The organism is Arsukibacterium sp. (genome assembly GCF_036735525.1).
GTDB lineage: Bacteria > Pseudomonadota > Gammaproteobacteria > Enterobacterales > Alteromonadaceae > Alishewanella.
The window spans coordinates 1-17223 of the sequence record NZ_DAINOE010000026.1 but is presented as its reverse complement, the minus strand read 5'-3'; the positions used below and the strand labels follow the sequence as shown (position 1 = coordinate 17223).

Below are 17223 nucleotides of genomic sequence, written 5' to 3'. Positions count from 1 at the left end.
TGGAAGCCACATGCAACCCCATCTTGTAAAAGGTGCTTTACTGTTATTACTGGCTGAAGCCTGCTTCGCCGCTATTGGTGCTGTGGTCAAATACAGCAGTGATATGGCCTCAGAAGTACAGATCGTGTTTTTCCGCAACCTGTTTGCTCTGGTACTCATGTTGCCCTTTTTATATCAACATGGCTTTAGCATGCTAAAAACCTCGCGTTGGTATTTACACCTGAGCCGCGCTATCAGTGGTCTGGTGTCGATGTACTGCTTTTTCTATGTGCTATCACAACTGCCATTAGCTCAAGCCATGATGGTCATCATGTTATCGCCTTTTATTGTTCCCCTGCTGGCGCGCATCTGGCTGAATGAACGGCCAACACGACTAACCTTAACCGGTATCGCATTGGGTTTTGTTGGCGTGGTGCTGGCACTGCCCACCCCAGATCCCAGTTTAAATTTAGTATTAGTGCTGGCGTTGTTCTCGGCATTTTTAGTGGCCATTACCAAAACCACTATTCGCGCCATGGCCCGCACCGAGTCAGCCGTACGGATCGTGTTTTACTTTTCGCTGCTCACCACACTGTTTTCAGCCGCGCCCTTACCTTTTTACTGGCAAGCCTTACCCACAGAAGTATGGCTGGCTTTTGTCGGCATGGGTATTTTTGCTGCCATTGGTCAGCTGGCGATGACCCGGGCTTTTGCTACTGCTCCGGCCAGCGATATTGGTATGTGGACCTATAGCAGTGTGCTGTTTGCCGGGGCTTTTGGTTACCTGTTCTGGCAAGAGCCGGTGACCTGGGGCTGGGTGGCTGGGGTGGCGGTGATATTTTATGCCGGCTATGTGACCACACGCCAGCGCCTGCTATAAGGGTACAAAAAGCTTTTACGCACCAGGCTGGCACTGTGGCGCTGAACAGGCTAAAATACGCTCCCTTTTTTAGATGCGACAACACAGGTAACGACAGACAATGGGCAAGAAGCTGCACATTAAAACCTGGGGCTGCCAGATGAATGAGTACGACTCATCAAAAATGGCTGACCTGCTGGATGCCACTCATGGCTATACCCTGACCGAAGAAGCAGAAGAAGCAGATGTGATCTTGCTGAACACCTGCTCTATTCGCGAAAAAGCCCAGGAAAAAGTGTTTCATCAACTCGGCCGCTGGCGTCCATTAAAGTTGAAAAACCCGGATCTGATTATCGGTGTCGGCGGCTGTGTAGCCTCTCAGGAAGGTAAAGCGATTCGCGATCGCGCGCCCTATGTTGATATCGTATTTGGCCCACAAACTCTGCACCGCTTACCCGAAATGATTAATTCCGTGCGTGGCTCTCACTCGCCGGTAGTGGATGTGTCATTTCCTGAAATAGAAAAATTCGATCGCCTGCCAGAGCCCAAAGCCGAAGGCCCTACCGCCTTCGTCTCTATTATGGAAGGCTGTTCTAAGTACTGTACCTTTTGCGTCGTCCCCTACACCCGCGGTGAAGAAGTCAGCCGCCCGCTGGATGATGTATTGTTTGAAATTGCCCAACTGGCAGCACAGGGCGTGCGCGAGGTAAACCTGCTGGGCCAAAACGTTAATGGTTACCGCGGTCAGACTCATGATGGTGCTATCTGCCATTTTGCTGAGTTATTACGCTTAGTTGCCGCTATTGATGGCATCGATCGCATTCGCTATACCACATCACACCCCATTGAATTTACCGATGATATTATTGAGGTATATCGTGATGTGCCTGAGCTGGTGGATCACTTGCATTTGCCGGTGCAATCAGGCTCAGATCGCATTTTAAATCTGATGAAGCGTGGCCATACCGCGCTGGAATACAAAGCACAAATTCGCAAGTTAAAGAAAATCCGGCCAAATTTAAGTATGTCGTCTGATTTTATTATCGGCTTCCCCGGTGAAGACGATGCCGATTTTCAGGCCACGATGGATCTGATCCAGGCGATAGATTTTGATATGAGTTTCAGCTTTATCTACAGTGCCCGTCCCGGCACACCGGCCGCAGATTTGCCAGATGACGTTAGCGAAGACACCAAAAAACAACGGCTGTATATTTTGCAAGACCGTATTAATCAGCAAGCGCTGCGGATTGCCCGTGGCATGTTAGGCACTGAGCAACGTATTCTGGTAGAAGGCCCCTCCAAAAAGAATATTATGGAATTAACCGGCCGTACTGAAAATAACCGGGTAGTTAACTTTGAAGGTACTCCTGAGATGGTGGGCCAGTTTGTTGACGTGAAGATTACCGATGTGTTCAGTAATTCATTGCGCGGTGAGCTACTGCGCACTGAAGCAGAGATGGGCTTAAGACGTGCCATCAGCCCGGCACAAATTTTAGCCCGCCAGCCGAAAGCCGACGTACTGGGTGTTACTACATACACGCCATGATGCCACATTTTGCCTTAATACAGGATGGTCACTTTGTCTGAGCAGATTATCAGCACTGAACTTAGCCTGACGCCGGCAGACCACCGCCGGCTAACGCTCCTGGTTGGCCCCTATGATGATAACCTCAAGCATCTTGAACGGCGCTTACTGGTAGAAATCAGTCATCGGGATAACCTTATTACCATCAGTGGTCCGCAAGTGAATGTGCAGGCCGCCAGTGATATGTTGAGCAGTCTGTATCAACTTACCGCCAATAAAGATGCTCAGGCCGCTGCCATTACGCCTGAGCAGGTCCACCTGATGATAAGCGAGCAATTTGATATCCAGTATCAGGCGGATACCGGCCCAACCCGCGAATTCAGCCTGAAAACCAAAAAAGGCCTGATTAAACCGCGCAACCAGAACCAAGCCATTTATGTCAGCAATGTACTGCAGCATGATGTCAGCTTTGGCATAGGCCCTGCTGGTACCGGTAAAACTTATCTGGCGGTAGCCTGTGCGGTAGACGCGCTGGAGTCTGGTATGGTAAAGCGCATAGTGCTGACCCGCCCGGCGGTGGAAGCCGGTGAAAAACTAGGCTTTTTACCCGGCGATTTAGCGCAAAAAGTCGATCCTTATTTACGGCCATTATACGACGCGCTGTTTGAAATGCTTGGGTTTGAAAAAGTAGAAAAATATCTGGAGCGCGGCGTTATTGAAATTGCGCCACTGGCCTATATGCGTGGCCGCACCTTAAATGATGCTTTTATTATTCTGGATGAAAGCCAAAATACTACCACCGAGCAAATGAAGATGTTTTTAACCCGTATTGGTTTTAGTGCCAAAGCGGTGATTACCGGTGACATTACCCAAGTCGACTTACCTCGCGGGCAGTATTCCGGCTTAAAACATGCGATAGACGTGCTATCGGAGGTAAACGACATCAGCTTTAATTTTTTTAATGCCAAAGATGTGGTGCGCCACCCTATAGTACAGCGCATCGTGCAGGCTTATGAAGCACATGAAGCAGCCAAAGAGCAGCAAGCAGCAGAAGCGGCCAAAGCCGCTCAGGCAGTTAAAATACCAAGCGCAGGCAGCAAGCCGGCATGAGTATTCTTCTTGATTTACAACTGGCGACAACTGCCGCTGATCTGCCTGACGCAGCACAATTTCAGTTATGGCTGGAAGCCGCCATTGTGCCGTTTCAAGACGAGGCAGAAGTCACCATTCGCATTGTCGATAACGCTGAGAGCCAACAGCTTAACCTTAGCTATCGAAAAAAAGATAAGCCGACCAATGTGTTAAGCTTCCCTTTCACGGCACCCGCAGGCATAGAATTACCGCTGTTGGGTGATTTAGTGATCTGCGCGCCCGTGGTGGCAGAGGAAGCCTTAACACAAAAAAAATCGTTAGAAGCGCATTGGGCGCATATGGTAATACATGGCTGCTTGCATTTATTGGGATTTGACCATATAAATGATGCTGATGCTGAGCAAATGGAAGCAGAAGAGATCCAAATTTTACAACAGCTTGGCATAACTAACCCTTATTTGTTGGATGACGAATAGGTTTCTTTTCATTAACGGAGCACCAGTTCACTGATGAGTGACGACAATCCCCACTCTAGCCGCGGTTCTGCGCATCGCAGCTGGTTAGAACGTATCGCCAGTATTTTTAGTGCAGAACCTCAAGACCTTTCCGATCTCGACGATATTATCAGTGCTGCAGCTGACCGCGAACTGATTGATCATGACACCCGCGCCATGCTGCAGGGAGTGTTGTCTGTCTCCACCATGCGCGCCCGAGATATTATGGTGCCACGCTCACAAATGGCTACCATCGATATTGAACAACCGGTCAGCGAGTTTTTGCCGATTTTATTGGAAAATAACCACAGCCGTTATCCGGTGGTCAATGAAGATAAAGACCATATTGAAGGTATTTTGCTGGTTAAAGATCTGCTGCAATACGCACTGGATCCGGCTAACCCCGATTGGCACTTACGTGATTTATTGCGCCCGGCAGTGATTATCCCCGAAAGTAAACGGGTAGATGCACTGTTAAAAGAATTCCGGCAAAAACGCTATCATATGGCGATAGTGGTGGATGAATATGGCGGCGTATCTGGCCTGGTGACCATTGAAGATATTCTGGAACAAATCGTTGGCGAGATTGAAGATGAGCACGACGATGAAGAAGATGATGACATCAAAAAAATGGCCTCCAGAGTGTTTCAGGTCAGTGCACTGACGCCTCTGGATGAATTTAATGACAGTTTTGGTACCCAGTTTGATGAAGAAGACGCAGATACCATTGGCGGTATAGTGCTGCATGCTTTTGGCCATATGCCAACAAGGGGCGAAACCATAGTATTGCAAAACCTGACCTTTAAAGTCAGCAAAGCGAATAGCCGGCGTTTAATGCAATTGCAGGTCATTTGTGGCAAGACCCCTGATAGCAAAACCACAGAGCATGCTACAGGGAATGGTAGTTAATCTTGATTACCCGGAGTTTACTGTGGCAATGCCTGTGCTTACTGATTGCCGGCTTACTAAATACGCTGGCCTTTGCCCCTTATACCATGTGGTGGCTGCCGTTTTTCAGCCTGGGCTTACTGGTTTACTTCAACCAGCAAAGTCATCATTGGCGTCAGTCAGCACTGTTAGGCTTTAGTTATGGTCTGGGTTGGTTTGGTCTTGGCATTAGCTGGGTACATGTCAGTATTGATCAGTTTGGTGGCTTGCCGCTGATTGCCAGTCTGGCGCTGATGGCGTTACTGGTAAGTTATCTGGCGCTATTTCCGGCGCTGGCAGCAGTACTCAGCTGGCTATTGCAGCGCCAGTTAGCCGGCACTTCGCTATTATTTGCGATCAGCTGGCTCTTTGCTGAATGGCTACGCAGCATTATGCTTACTGGCTTTCCTTGGTTATCACTGGGTTATAGTCAAACTCAGGCTGGGCTCGCGCCCATTGCGCCATTACTAGGTGAAACCGGCTTAAGCTTTATTATCGCCTTTAGTGCCGCTGCGCTGGCGCAATTATTTTTCCGCGACAGCGCAACCTCATCCTCAGGGTTACATCAAACAGCGGTGCTGCGTCGCTACGTGCCGGTATTGATTGCCGGCCTGCTGTTAGCCTCAGGCCCGCTGTTACGGCCGCTGCACGGCTGGCAATACAGCGCTGATACGGTAGCAGTGTTATTAGTCCAAGGGAATATAAAACAAGATTTACGTTGGAAGCCGGAGCAGGAATGGCCGACCATGCTGAAATATCTGGATCTGACCCGGCCACATTACAGTGACGTAGCCATCGTCATTTGGCCAGAAGCCGCTATTCCGCAGTTAGAGCCCTTAGCCGGGGAATACCTGCAAAATCTGGATAGTGCGGCGTTTTATCAGGATACGGCGGTGATTACCGGCATTCTGGATTACCACTTTCATAGCCAGCAAGCCTGGAATAATTTGATTGTGGTAGGAAAAGACAGCGCTGCTGCGCAGCAGGGCCACTATGTTTATGGCCATCAGAACCGTTTTAGTAAGCACCATTTATTGCCGATTGGTGAATTTGTACCCTTTGAAAATTGGCTAAGACGCTTAGCGCCCATTTTTGACTTACCGATGAGCTCGTTTAGCCGCGGCGACTATGTGCAGCCAAACTTACTTGCTAATGGCTATCAGTTGTTGCCTGCCCTGTGCTTTGAAATTGCCTTTCCCCGGCAAATAAAAGCCAACTTTACCGAAAAGACTCAATTATTGTTGACCGTTAGTAACGATGCCTGGTTTGGCGACAGCATAGGCCCGCACCAGCATTTACAAATTGCCCAGATGCGCGCACTGGAGTTTGGCCGGCCGCTACTGCGTGCCACCAACAACGGCATTACCGCCACCATCAACCCTGATGGCAGCATTCGCCAGCAAGCGCCACAATTTGTTGAAGCCATTATCAAAGATGACATCAACTTAACCACTGGCTTTACCCCATACAGCCGTTTCGGCGACTGGCCCTTGTACGGCTTCTGTCTGTTTTGGCTATCTGCACTGCTTTTAATGCAAAAGACAAATAAAAACGGTTAAATCGCTAAGCACCGGCTAACGGACACTTAAACAAAAACCGGCGCATAGCGCCGGTTTTTTATATGTGAAGTTAACCACTTAACTAAAGTTATTCATCCACACTGCCATTAACCAGCTCGGCAATCTGCTCCAAGCGTTTTACGGCTAGCGCATTTAACGATTTTTTCGGGTACTGACCGCGGCTGTTTTTCTCGCCGACCAGCATGCCTGTTAGCAAGCCCAGCGCTTCGTCCACGGTTTTAACCACATAAATATGAAACTCACCGGCAGCAACTGCGGCTATTACGTCATCATGCAACACCAGGTTAAGCTGATTGCTGGCTGGAATAATCACACCCTGCTCACCGGTTAACCCCCGAGACTGACATAGCCGGAAAAAGCCTTCAATTTTTTCATTGACGCCGCCGATGGCCTGCACCTGGCCATGTTGGTTTATGGAACCGGTTACCGCCAGACTTTGCTTGATCGGCACTTCAGTAATGGCCGAAATTAATGCACAAACTTCTGCTAATGACGCACTGTCGCCATCAATATGACCATAAGATTGCTCCATGGCAATATTGGCACTTAAGGTCAGAGGGAAATCGCGGGCATAACGGGCACCTAAATAACCGGTTAGTAGTAACACCCCTTTAGAGTGGATGGCTTTACCCAGCTCGACTTCACGTTCGATATCTATTACACCACTGGAGCCGGCAAACACAGTGGCACTGATACGGGCCGGGGTACCAAAGGCGGTATCACCAATTTCCAGTACCGTCAGGCCATTTACTTTACCGATATCCAAATCATCGGTATCAATTAAAATCTGTCCTTCCTGAATATCTTCTAAAAAGCTCTCACTGATGCGGCCGGTACGGTGTTGCTTGCCGGCCAATGCCTGTTTAACATGGCTGGCTTTCACCGTGTCCTCACCTTGCTGACTGGCGTAAAAACAGGCTTCTCGCACCAGCTCTAACACGTCAGCAAAACGTGCCGATAACTTACGTTGATGCTCAGCCTGGCGGAAACTAAACAACATCAGCTGGCGTAGACCGCACTCAGACAGGCTCTCCAGCCCCAGTTCTTTTAGCTGCGCCTGAATTTGCAGCGACATCACACTTAAGGTTTGCTCATTACAGGGCAGATAATGCTCAAAGTCGGCCAGTACCCGGAATAATTCGTTAAACTCTTCATCGTGATCCTGCACTAAATAATACAAGTCACGTGAACCGAGCAGCACCACCTTCACATCGAGCGGTATCGGCTTAGGGGTAATAATAGTGGAATGGGTAACCGCATGATCGCTTAGCGTGTCCATCACCACTTCACCCGACTTTAACGCCAGCTTTAAGGCATCCCACACCGCATGCTGCGATAACAACCTATCGGCATCTAAAATCAAATAGCCGCCATTGGCTTTGTGCAAGGCTCCGGGGCGCACCATACGGTAATTGGTATACAGCGAGCCACTGGCAGAGCTGTACTCTACCCGGCCAAATAAATTGCCATAGCTGGGGTTGGGTTCAAAAATGATCGGCGCCCCGGACATCGTCTGATGATGCACCAGCACATTGGGCACAAATTCATCAATAAAAATTTCGCGGTTATCCGACTCTTCCTGCTTATCACTGTCAGACTCATCCGGTAACAGCTCTAACACCGCTTTGACCAGATGTTGGCGCATGTCACGCAAATACTTTAGTACACCCAGCTCAGCCACATAGTCGTGTTCAAGTTGTTTGAGCAAGGGTTTAATCGCCTGCTCTATAGTGTCTTTACGCAGCGTCCGCAGTTGTTCTGACAGTTCCCGCTTCCATTGCGGCAGCTCTAACAGCTGCTCATTTAAAATCAGCTCCAGCTCAGATACCAGGCCATAAAAATATTGGCGCTGCTCTTCAGTAAGCTTGGTAAATTCCTGATCGTCCAGCGGCTTACCATCGATAATCGGTGCAAAACTGACGGCACCGTTTTCTTCATACAGCACCACTTGCTTTTCCAGTGCTTTTTTCTCTACCCGTTCAATCGCCTCTTCGTAGCGATCATCAAAGGCACGGTGAATGGCTTTTTTCTTACGCTGATACCCCGGGTTATCAAAGGCGGCCGGAAAGGTATCCAGTAACTCGTCAATCAGGGCTTCAAGTTTTTTTACCAGCACCCGGCCATCGCCCGGCAGCAGCCGCAAGGTAATAGGTACCCGCTCATCATCAAAATTATTCAGGTAGCACCATTCTTGCGGTGTCGCTTTTTCACTGGCTGCCGCCTGTAAAATTTCCTGCACCAAGGTAAAGCGCCCCAGCGCCGGCTCACCCATCACGTATAAGTTGTAGCCCGGCATATCCATGCCAATGGCAAACGCCAGTGCCGACTTGGCCCTGTCCTGGCCAATAAAGCCAGGTATCACTTCAGTGCTTTGCAGTGCCTGTTGAATTTGCGCTTTGCTAAGTTGCGGTCCCAGCTGCTCTGGACTTAATGCGACGGGCGAAACGGTGTTGGTCATGCCATACCTTTACTTAAAAAATACTCTGCCACCTATACTACCAAAAGCCACCCACAAAAGTTGCTGAATTTATCAATCAAGGCTTTTTATTCAAGTTAAGTACCAAGGTGCCGATAACTAGTTATCAGCTAACAGTAGCTTCAAAATATCGCACAGTGGGAGCAAGACACATGAACGAACAACATTGCCTGCAGAAAATTCGCGATTTAGGCGTACGCTTACAAGAGCTTAAACTGCTACAACCTTTACCGGGCAAGTCCTACACCACGGCGGCGCTGAACTATTTATATGAAAGTCATCAGTTACAACGCCCGGCCGGCGCGCCTTTAGAGTTAACGCTGCGCACCCTGGGTGAAGCTATCGCCAGCAAATACCAATTGCGTTTTCAGCGCTTAGATGCCGATTCTGTATTGGATTATTTTTGCCGGATGTACCGGGTTCATTGATATTGCCGCTCACGAAAGCGTTACCAGTGCCAAAGCTGCCGGCTGCATAACCAGCCTGACAATACAATCAGCATCACCGCCAGCAAATATGCGGTAAGCAGGTAGCTAACCGCATCGACCGTACAATGCAAACTATAGATACTGGCGGCTAACAAGGCCGCACAACAGGATAATGCCAAGGCTAATCGCTGACGCTGGGCCGGTCTGGCCCTGCGGAACATTCGCAGCAGTACTAACAGCGCGCCGCCACCCATAAAACCGACCCAGCTGACACACCCCCAAAATGACGGTACGCCTGTGGCTTGCGACACACTCAGCGCCGGCGCCTGAAGCGTAAAACCCATTAAAAAGCCGATGCTCAACAGCAATAACAGCCAAAACCCTCTGGCTTGCCGCCAGTTCACTTGCTGTGGCCCACTGAGCTGTAGCGTGAGATTTAGCATAGTGAGCGTAAGCAGCAGCAAGGTCCCTGTTTTTAATAGTGCTGCCGCTCCCCATTCGGTTCGAATGCCTAATGGCAGCACAAATAATGCCGCCACAGCGCTTAATAGCATGACCGACAGCAACAGTATTGGCGCCGGCGAGAATGGGGTTACAGCCCGATGTGAGGCAACCAGCTTTTCAATTAATAAATCGGTGTTATCACTCATCACTTGCTCCCGTTGCCGCTTCAGCTTCAGTCAGTTCATTTTTAAGCAGTTGTATCGCCCGGTGCACATTCACTTTTACCCAGCTACTGCTACGCTGCATTAAGCTTGCGGTCTCAGCCACAGAAAACTCCTCAACCTTAGTAGCATAAAGTGCCTGCGCCTGTAACGGATGTAATGGCGCTAACATGCGGCTTACCACAGCATATTGTTCATCCTCATCCAGTGCCACCTGCGGATGCCAGCTATCATCATCTGACAAAGACTCCCGTTGCTGCTGAGCGGTTTTACGCCAGTTTTCATAATATTTGTGTCGCAAAATACCGCTCAGCCAGGGTTCAACCGGTAAGTCATACTGATAGGTATGTAATATCCGGTGTATGGTTAATAACACCTCTTGTACAAAATCATCCCGTTGTTGTGCTGCGACATAATGCCGCGCCCGCATTTGCAAAAAGGGCAACACGCCTTTTAAAAAGACCTGATATGCCTGTTTATCTCCTTGCTGGGCTCGCTGTAGCAGCGTTGGCCACTCGTTCATGTTTTACCCTGTCAGACAGCTTGTCATTAAGTATTGTCAGCCACAGCGCAAAAGGTTACAGCCGGCATCAAAAATAATTTACGCTTTTTTTGTAACCTTTTGCCACCTCATCGCCAATTAAGTCAGGACAGCATAATTCAGCTGCTAACCACACTATTCGTTACGGAGAAAACCACCATGTTTAAAACCTATTTTAATTACCTGACACTGGCTGCCCTGGTATTCGTTGTGCTTTGGCTCAAGCCGGTTGCCGCAAATAATTTAAGCTTACCCGCCTATACTGCGGCACAACTTGCCGAACTGGAACAACACGGCAGCTTTGTTTTGGTCGCCACTAAAGCCGGTTGTCCGGTGTGCGCCCGCCAGGTGCCCGCTATTCAAGCGGCACTACAGGACCCCGCCTTACAACAGTTAACTGTGCTGCAGTACAATCAGGTAACCGAAAAAAACCTGAACAAAAAATACAATGTGACCGGGCAAAGTACCATTATCGTCTTTCGCCAGGGTAAGGAAGTATCACGCAGTCGCGGTCTGGTTGACGAGATGGCGATTAAAGATGAACTGAAAAAAGCCTTATAACAGCGGAGTCGCTATCATGATCGATTATAGCTTGCTCCCCTTGCTATTGCTGGCAGGTATGCTAATCACCCTTTCACCGTGCATTTTGCCGGTATTGCCGGTCATGGCCAGTTCCGGCCTGGCCAAAAACAAGTTTGCGCCGTTACTAACAGGCGCGGGATTGGCTGTTGGCTTTGCAATTATGGGCATGCTATTGCACGGTCTGGGCGGAGCGCTGGGCTTAACTGAAACCGTCACCCGCCCCTTGTTTGCCAGCGTACTGATTTTGTTTGGCCTGGTGCTGGTTGTACCCAGGTTAACAAAAGGCAGTAGCGGTTTATTGTCACCGCTGGCGGCTAAAGCAGATAGATTAGCCAGCACTCTGGAGCAAAAACCGGGTGGGGCCATTTGGTTGGGCCTACTGTTGGGTGCGATCTGGAGCCCTTGTGCTGGCCCCGTGTTGGGCGTGGCGCTGGGATTGGCCGGCAGTGCTACAACCATACTGTATGCGGGGCTGCAAATGTTAGTGTTTGGCATTGGCGCGGCTATCCCGTTAATCGCTATTGCTTACTTATTTGCGGGCTCCGCCAGACGATATTTACCAAAAATGGCGGCTGGCAGTGAACTGGCTAGAAAAATGCTGGGCTATAGTTTGTTACTGGTTGGCCTGATGATCTTAACCGGGCTGGATCAGCAACTGCTTATCTGGGCCACTGACCATCTGCCGGAGTTCTGGTTAAAAAGTGTGACCCAGTATTGAAAAACACTAAGGTACATTGTCGCCTGACAAAGATGATCGTCGCTTTACAATACGACGGCATCTGTTTAGGCTTAGTCTATACTCTATGACCCTATATCTATGAGGAACACCTGATGAAAACCCTGAATAAAGCGCAATTAGCCTTGGCTATCGGCAGCCTTACCCTGGCCTCAACGGCCGGCGCATCTGACAACAGCAACCCCTTTGTTGCTCAGCCATTAACGATGGCTTATCAAATAAGCAGTAATGAAGCCAAGTGCGGTGCTGATAAAGCGAAGCAGCAAGCCAAAGCTAAAACTGATAAAGCCGCCAGCAAAACCGATAAAGCCAGCGACAAAGCACAGGAAATGAAATGTGGTGAGGGCATGTGCGGTGAAGGCATGTGCGGTGCTGATATGGCCAAAGATAAAGCCTCCGACAAAGCAGCAGATAAAGCGCAAGAAATGAAATGCGGTGAAGGCAAATGTGGTGAAGGAAAGTGCGGCGCCGATAAAGCAGCTAAACAGGCTGATCAGCAAAAACAAAAAGCACAGGATAAAGCCAAAGACGCTCGCAAAAAAGCCGCAGATAAAGCAAAAGAGCACAAATGCGGTGAAGGCAAATGTGGTGCGGCCTAATGTTGGCTGAAGTGGCGTTGAGTTAAGTTTGCTAAGTCATTACTAACGATGAGTACTCTCCCCAAGCTGAGCGGCGCCGGTTTAGGCCTGCGCCGCGAAATGCTGCCGCAATTGCTTGCCGAAAAACCAGCTGCCATCGACTTTTTTGAAGTGGCGCCTGAAAACTGGCTGCCCTATGGTGGTAAATTAGCGCGTGACTTTCAACAGCTGACTGAGCAACATGCCTTTGCCTGTCATGGTTTATCCTTATCTATCGGCAGCCCTGATCCGCTCGATATCGACTTTATCAAACAAATTAAAACCTTTTTAAAACAACACCGCATCCAGCTGTACAGTGAGCATTTAAGCTACTGCTCGGCCGATGGCCATTTGTATGATCTTATGCCCATCCCCTTTACCGAAGAAGCAGTAAACTATGTGGCCCAGCGGGTACGCACTGTGCAGGATATTCTGGAGCAGCCACTTATTCTGGAGAATGTGTCTTACTATGCCGCGCCGGGCCAGCAAATAACAGAGCAAGACTTTATCTGCCAGCTGTTACAACAGGCCGACTGCCAGCTACTGTTGGATGTAAATAACATTTACGTTAATGCCGTTAATCATGGCTACGATGCCAGCGCTTTTTTAAAAGCGATGCCCAGCGAGCGTATCGCTTATTATCATGTGGCCGGGCATTATCAGCAAAGCAGTGAGCTATTAATTGACACCCATGGCGCAGCAATAGCCACTCCGGTATGGCAGTTATTGGCAGAGGCCTATCAGCAGCATGGGGTAAAACCAACTTTATACGAGCGGGATTTTAATCTGCCGCCTTTTGCTGAACTGTGTACTGAACTGCAGCAGATTAAACAGCTGCAACAGCGTTACCGCCAAAGCAACAGCAGGCAGGCGTAATGGCTACTTTAAAACATACCCAGCTGATGTTTGCCAATTATATCCGCAGCCCGGACACCCAGCCGCCACCAGAAGGCATCGCCAGCGAGCGGTTGCAGGTGTATCGCGAGTTATTTTTTAATAATGTCTGCAATTTTATCAATAATGCCTTTCCGGTATTAGCGCGCATTTATCACAGTACGCCGCAATACCAGGCGCAGTGGCAGGCTTTACAACAGCAGTTTTTCAGCCAGTACCCTTGTCAGTCTCCGTATTTTTTGCATATTGCCGAGCAATTTGTCGACTTTGTGCAAAATAGTCCGCTACAAGGCCAGCACCCGCCCTTTTTAGCCGAACTGGCGCATTACGAGTGGGCTGAGCTCTATGTCGGCACAGTAAAAGACAGCACAGAGCAACCAGCGTTGACCTTGGCTGAGCTGCAGCAAGTGCCGCTGGCACTTTCTGAGCGGGCCATGCTGGCGGCTTATCGTTTTCCGGTGCAACGCCTTGCTGAAGACTTTCAACCTGATACGGCTGATGAACCCAGCTTTTTTTTAATTTACCGTAATGCTGAGGACAATGTGGTCTTTGTTAATCTTAATCAGGCAAGCTTACTGCTGTTGCATCATCTTAGCGAAGCCGCGGGGCTGACATTTAATCAACTGCTGCAGCGTATGTATCCATTGCTACCACAACTTAGCCCGGCCCAAATTCAGGTCGCGGCAGATACTTTACTGACAGATCTTGCTGAAAAAGGCGTTATTGTCAGCGCTTTGTAGTTAATTCAATATAATGCTTTTCTGTTTATGTCCACCTTCTGACGACTGCTATTCTCAGCTATTTACTGCCGGAGCATGCCTAAACCTATGCCTTAAATTCATAGATCACTGAAAAAAAATCACACATCATAGATAGCCAGACGTCTAAATAGCTGTATACTTAATGCCATCAACATTCTCGGATTTAACTCAGATGGCGTTATCACTTCAGCAGAAAATTACCGATCCGCGGCAGGGGGTCTACCTAATTGGCACCACTCCGCCAAAAGCTGGTACTGCGGCAGACAAAACCGAGCGCATTGCCAGTAAGCTGTTAGCTCGCTTACATGAAGTGGAATACGACGGTCTGATAGTGTATGACATTCAGGATGAAAGTAGCCGGGTCGAATCTGCGCGGCCCTTCCCGTTTCACAGCACCCTGGATCCCAGACAATACAGTCACTTACTGCGTAACCTGTCTACCCAGGATGTGATTACTTACAAAAGTGTCGCACAACGCGACAACTTAGAATTTAACCAGTGGCTAAGCGATACCGCAGCTGGTTATCAGTTGCAAAATCTGGTGCTGGTTGGCAGCCCCTCCTCTGCCGGTGATATTAAACTAAGCCTGCCTGAGGCGTATCAGCAACTACAGCAACATCCGGCAAATTATTTTTTGGGTGGCGTCGCCATTGCCGAGCGCCATGCTAAAAAAGGCAATGAACACTTGCGCTTAATCGATAAGGCCGCACAAGGCTGCCAGTTTTTTATCTCGCAGGCAGTGTATAACGCTCAGGCCACTATTGATTTATTAACCAGTTACGCCAGAAGCTGCAAAAAGCAAGGCCTGACCCCACAGCGGATTATTTTAACTTTTACTCCCTGTGGTGGTGAGCAGACGTTGCAGTTTATGCAGTGGCTGGGCATTTCTGTGCCAGAGGCCAGTAAGTACCGCATTTTGGATGCAGCTAATCCGCTGACCGAATCTATTAAAATTTGCCGGGATAATTTGCAGCAGATTTTACAACACTGCGTTGAATTGAACATTCCGCTGGGTTTAAACGTAGAAAGCCTGACCAACAGGCGCGAAGAGATTAATGCGTCTATTCAGCTGTTTCGCTTGTTAAAAGCCGTGATGGAATTGCATTTGGCAGAAAAGCAGGTCAATCGGGTAACCGGAGGTTTCTAGCCTCCAGTCCCCACAACACCCTGCATGCGGATCCGCACAGGGCGTTTCATTCAGAGTAGTGAAGCTTGATCCATCCATCGCGCAGTGACACTAAACCTGCTTTCGTCAAAAATTCATTAGATAATGCCTGATTGATCCCAGGGGTTTTAGAGCTGCGCCACGGACCTTTGCTTGTAATTCCACACGCGACTGCGGATTGAACATGCACACCCAATCTCATTAAATTTCTTACCTTGGTGCGTGGCTTTCGCCATTGCCGCCAGTAGGCCATCCTGACTCTGCGTCGGATCCAGTGATCCAGATCACAGCATAGCTGGTAACTGTTGGCGATACCAAAATAGTTAATCCAGCCGCGTATGTACTGGCTGGTTTTAAAGAGCTGGTAGCTCATGCTGACGCCCCAGTTTCGATTAGTCAGCTCACGTATTCGCTGTTTAAATTTCAGCAGCGTTTTGGGGTGCCATTTGATATGTCCATTCTTGAATGTAAATCCCAAGAACTTACTCTCACTGGTTTTCACAACCTGACTTTTCTGTGTGTTTATTACAAGCTTTAAGCGGTTTTGCAGGTAGTGAGTGACGCTTTTCAATACACGTTCTCCTGCACGCTGACTTTTCACCAGAATGATGAAATCATCAGCGTAACGGGCGAATCTGTGACTACGCCGCTCCAGTTCCTTGTCCAGAGGGTCAAGCATGATGTTGGCCAGCAGAGGTGATAACGGACCACCCTGCGGCACCCCTTCACGTGTCTCATGGAAAAGCTGGTTATCGATAAACCCAGCTCGAAGATATCGTGCAATCAGTTGCTTTAGTCGTTTGTCATGAACCCGTCGGTTCAACAGCGACATAAGCAAGTCGTGATTGACACGATCAAAGAACTTAGACAGGTCAACATCTACGGCAATACGTCGTTTCTGTTTAATGATCTGCTGTACCTGCTTTACTGCTTGTTGCCCATTTCGGCCTGCTCGGAACCCGTAGCTGTGTTCTGAGAAGGTTGGGTCGAAGATAGGCGTGAGCACTTGAGCAATGGCTTGTTGAATGACACGATCCGTTACCGTTGGGATGCCAAGCGGTCGCTTACCTCCATCAGGTTTCTCGATCTCAACGCGCCGAACGGGTTTGGGTTGGTAATCGCCGGAATATAACTCCGCCTTTACAGTTTCCCAGCCACCGGACTTTACCCATGCAGGAAACTCATCGACGGACATGCCATCAACTCCTGCGGCTCCTTTATTGGCTCGAACTTGTTTCCATGCCTGCTGTAAGTTTGCCGGTTGGAGCATTTGTTCGAACAGATTGTTGCTAAAGGCTGGCTTCAGGTCATAATGCCGAGTCACGTCATTGCCGGTCGGCATTCGTGTGTTCAAGTTTGACAAGGCTCCTCCTTTCTCTGAATGTTTGGGCGGGGCCGCCATCGGATTCACCTTGTCCAGCCCATTACGGCTGGTATTTGGCTACTATGCCCTCTGCTGACTTCTATTTACTCACGATTCAGAGTTACCCCTGATCGCGCTATCGGTTTTCATCTAGTTTGCTCCCTCAGAGCGATGACTTCTGAGGGCCGAGACACTTATATACCAGAGCCTGACTGGTTGTTGAGCCGATCGCACGGTAAACAGATCTCCCCAGATAAGAACATGAACTGTCACTGCGCAACTGCCTCATTTACGGTGGCCGTTAGATCACTTGGCTTCGCTGTCTTGTGCCAGCTCGCCTTCAGCCTACGCCTCATATGAGGTTTTTGTTCATCAGCTCGCAGTTTTGCTAGCGGCTTCCTCCAGACAAAACCTCGCGATTTTGCCCTTGCCATTTACTAGTAGTTATCGTTTACTGTATTGATTCAACAAAGTAAACGGTGATCTTCCTACAGAGGACTTTCACCTCATAAGTTCATGCCCATGCTGGGCGTACACAA

General features: G+C 49.1%; 17 protein-coding genes. 13 read left to right on the top strand and 4 right to left on the bottom strand.

What is annotated here, in order from left to right:
* The first annotated feature begins 10 nt into the window (after positions 1-10).
* The 6 genes from V7D78_RS07095 (at position 11) to lnt (ending at position 6435) form a co-directional block, all read left to right on the top strand.
* Positions 11-859, top strand: coding sequence for a DMT family transporter (locus V7D78_RS07095; RefSeq protein WP_333607747.1), 849 nt, complete (start codon positions 11-13; stop codon positions 857-859).
* A gap of 100 nt (positions 860-959) precedes the next feature.
* The gene (gene miaB / locus V7D78_RS07090; protein WP_333607746.1) at positions 960-2384 is read left to right on the top strand and encodes a tRNA (N6-isopentenyl adenosine(37)-C2)-methylthiotransferase MiaB; all 1425 of its coding nucleotides are present in this window, start codon (positions 960-962) and stop codon (positions 2382-2384) included.
* 33 nt (positions 2385-2417) lie between these two features.
* Positions 2418-3473, top strand: a complete 1056-nt coding sequence (locus V7D78_RS07085; RefSeq protein WP_333607745.1) for a PhoH family protein — start codon at positions 2418-2420, stop codon at positions 3471-3473.
* On the top strand, positions 3470-3931 hold the full coding sequence (gene ybeY / locus V7D78_RS07080; RefSeq protein WP_333607744.1) for an rRNA maturation RNase YbeY: 462 nt from the start codon (positions 3470-3472) through the stop codon (positions 3929-3931). The genes V7D78_RS07085 and ybeY overlap by 4 nt, the downstream gene beginning before the upstream one ends.
* A gap of 33 nt (positions 3932-3964) precedes the next feature.
* Positions 3965-4858: an HlyC/CorC family transporter gene (locus V7D78_RS07075; RefSeq protein WP_333607743.1), complete on the top strand. Its 894-nt coding sequence runs from the start codon at positions 3965-3967 to the stop codon at positions 4856-4858.
* A 2-nt stretch (positions 4859-4860) separates the two neighbouring features.
* Positions 4861-6435 (top strand): apolipoprotein N-acyltransferase, encoded by a 1575-nt coding sequence (lnt, locus tag V7D78_RS07070; protein ID WP_333607742.1) that lies wholly within the window; start codon positions 4861-4863, stop codon positions 6433-6435.
* An 88-nt stretch (positions 6436-6523) separates the two neighbouring features.
* Here lnt and V7D78_RS07065 read toward each other — a convergent pair whose 3' ends face one another.
* Positions 6524-8914: a Lon protease family protein gene (locus V7D78_RS07065; RefSeq protein ID WP_333607741.1), complete on the bottom strand. Its 2391-nt coding sequence runs from the start codon at positions 8912-8914 to the stop codon at positions 6524-6526.
* 170 nt (positions 8915-9084) lie between these two features.
* On the opposite strand from V7D78_RS07065, the gene V7D78_RS07060 reads away from it, so the two are divergent.
* A complete protein-coding gene (locus V7D78_RS07060; RefSeq protein ID WP_333607740.1) occupies positions 9085-9360 on the top strand; it encodes a hypothetical protein in 276 nt (91 codons plus the stop codon).
* Between the two features lie 20 nt (positions 9361-9380).
* Here the strand turns inward: V7D78_RS07060 and V7D78_RS07055 are convergent, their stop codons facing one another.
* Both V7D78_RS07055 and V7D78_RS07050 read right to left on the bottom strand, forming a co-directional pair.
* A complete protein-coding gene (locus V7D78_RS07055; RefSeq protein WP_333607739.1) occupies positions 9381-10010 on the bottom strand; it encodes an NrsF family protein in 630 nt (209 codons plus the stop codon).
* Positions 10003-10548 carry an RNA polymerase sigma factor gene (locus V7D78_RS07050; RefSeq protein ID WP_333607738.1) on the bottom strand — a complete coding sequence of 182 codons (546 nt, stop codon included), beginning with the start codon at positions 10546-10548 and terminating at the stop codon, positions 10003-10005. The genes V7D78_RS07055 and V7D78_RS07050 overlap by 8 nt, the downstream gene beginning before the upstream one ends.
* 177 nt (positions 10549-10725) lie before the next feature.
* Between V7D78_RS07050 and V7D78_RS07045 the strand changes: the two genes are divergently transcribed.
* The 6 genes from V7D78_RS07045 to V7D78_RS07020 all read left to right on the top strand — a co-directional run bounded on the left by V7D78_RS07045 (position 10726) and on the right by V7D78_RS07020 (position 15303).
* The gene (locus V7D78_RS07045; RefSeq protein ID WP_333607737.1) at positions 10726-11127 is read left to right on the top strand and encodes a thioredoxin family protein; all 402 of its coding nucleotides are present in this window, start codon (positions 10726-10728) and stop codon (positions 11125-11127) included.
* A gap of 16 nt (positions 11128-11143) precedes the next feature.
* The gene (locus V7D78_RS07040) at positions 11144-11866 is read left to right on the top strand and encodes a cytochrome c biogenesis CcdA family protein (RefSeq protein WP_333607736.1); all 723 of its coding nucleotides are present in this window, start codon (positions 11144-11146) and stop codon (positions 11864-11866) included.
* A gap of 113 nt (positions 11867-11979) precedes the next feature.
* On the top strand, positions 11980-12483 hold the full coding sequence (locus V7D78_RS07035; protein WP_333607735.1) for an HvfA family oxazolone/thioamide-modified RiPP metallophore: 504 nt from the start codon (positions 11980-11982) through the stop codon (positions 12481-12483).
* Positions 12484-12531: 48 nt separating this feature from the next.
* Positions 12532-13377, top strand: coding sequence for an HvfB family MNIO-type RiPP peptide maturase (locus V7D78_RS07030; protein ID WP_333607734.1), 846 nt, complete (start codon positions 12532-12534; stop codon positions 13375-13377).
* Positions 13377-14135, top strand: coding sequence for an HvfC family RiPP maturation protein (locus tag V7D78_RS07025; RefSeq protein ID WP_333607733.1), 759 nt, complete (start codon positions 13377-13379; stop codon positions 14133-14135). The genes V7D78_RS07030 and V7D78_RS07025 overlap by 1 nt, the downstream gene beginning before the upstream one ends.
* A 193-nt stretch (positions 14136-14328) precedes the next feature.
* Positions 14329-15303 (top strand): hypothetical protein, encoded by a 975-nt coding sequence (locus V7D78_RS07020; protein WP_333607732.1) that lies wholly within the window; start codon positions 14329-14331, stop codon positions 15301-15303.
* A gap of 46 nt (positions 15304-15349) precedes the next feature.
* Here V7D78_RS07020 and ltrA read toward each other — a convergent pair whose 3' ends face one another.
* Positions 15350-16684, bottom strand: a complete 1335-nt coding sequence (gene ltrA / locus V7D78_RS07015; protein WP_333607731.1) for a group II intron reverse transcriptase/maturase — start codon at positions 16682-16684, stop codon at positions 15350-15352.
* Positions 16685-17223 lie beyond the last annotated feature (539 nt).

Coding starts and splice junctions, on each gene's coding strand:
- V7D78_RS07095 (WP_333607747.1), top strand. CDS start 11: ATGCAACCCCATCTTGTAAAAGGTGCTTTACTGTTATTACTGGCTGAA.
- miaB (WP_333607746.1), top strand. CDS start 960: ATGGGCAAGAAGCTGCACATTAAAACCTGGGGCTGCCAGATGAATGAG.
- ybeY (WP_333607744.1), top strand. CDS start 3,470: ATGAGTATTCTTCTTGATTTACAACTGGCGACAACTGCCGCTGATCTG.
- V7D78_RS07075 (WP_333607743.1), top strand. CDS start 3,965: ATGAGTGACGACAATCCCCACTCTAGCCGCGGTTCTGCGCATCGCAGC.
- V7D78_RS07065 (WP_333607741.1), bottom strand. CDS start 8,914: ATGACCAACACCGTTTCGCCCGTCGCATTAAGTCCAGAGCAGCTGGGA.
- V7D78_RS07060 (WP_333607740.1), top strand. CDS start 9,085: ATGAACGAACAACATTGCCTGCAGAAAATTCGCGATTTAGGCGTACGC.
- V7D78_RS07055 (WP_333607739.1), bottom strand. CDS start 10,010: ATGAGTGATAACACCGATTTATTAATTGAAAAGCTGGTTGCCTCACAT.
- V7D78_RS07050 (WP_333607738.1), bottom strand. CDS start 10,548: ATGAACGAGTGGCCAACGCTGCTACAGCGAGCCCAGCAAGGAGATAAA.
- V7D78_RS07045 (WP_333607737.1), top strand. CDS start 10,726: ATGTTTAAAACCTATTTTAATTACCTGACACTGGCTGCCCTGGTATTC.
- V7D78_RS07040 (WP_333607736.1), top strand. CDS start 11,144: ATGATCGATTATAGCTTGCTCCCCTTGCTATTGCTGGCAGGTATGCTA.
- V7D78_RS07035 (WP_333607735.1), top strand. CDS start 11,980: ATGAAAACCCTGAATAAAGCGCAATTAGCCTTGGCTATCGGCAGCCTT.
- V7D78_RS07030 (WP_333607734.1), top strand. CDS start 12,532: ATGAGTACTCTCCCCAAGCTGAGCGGCGCCGGTTTAGGCCTGCGCCGC.
- V7D78_RS07025 (WP_333607733.1), top strand. CDS start 13,377: ATGGCTACTTTAAAACATACCCAGCTGATGTTTGCCAATTATATCCGC.
- V7D78_RS07020 (WP_333607732.1), top strand. CDS start 14,329: ATGGCGTTATCACTTCAGCAGAAAATTACCGATCCGCGGCAGGGGGTC.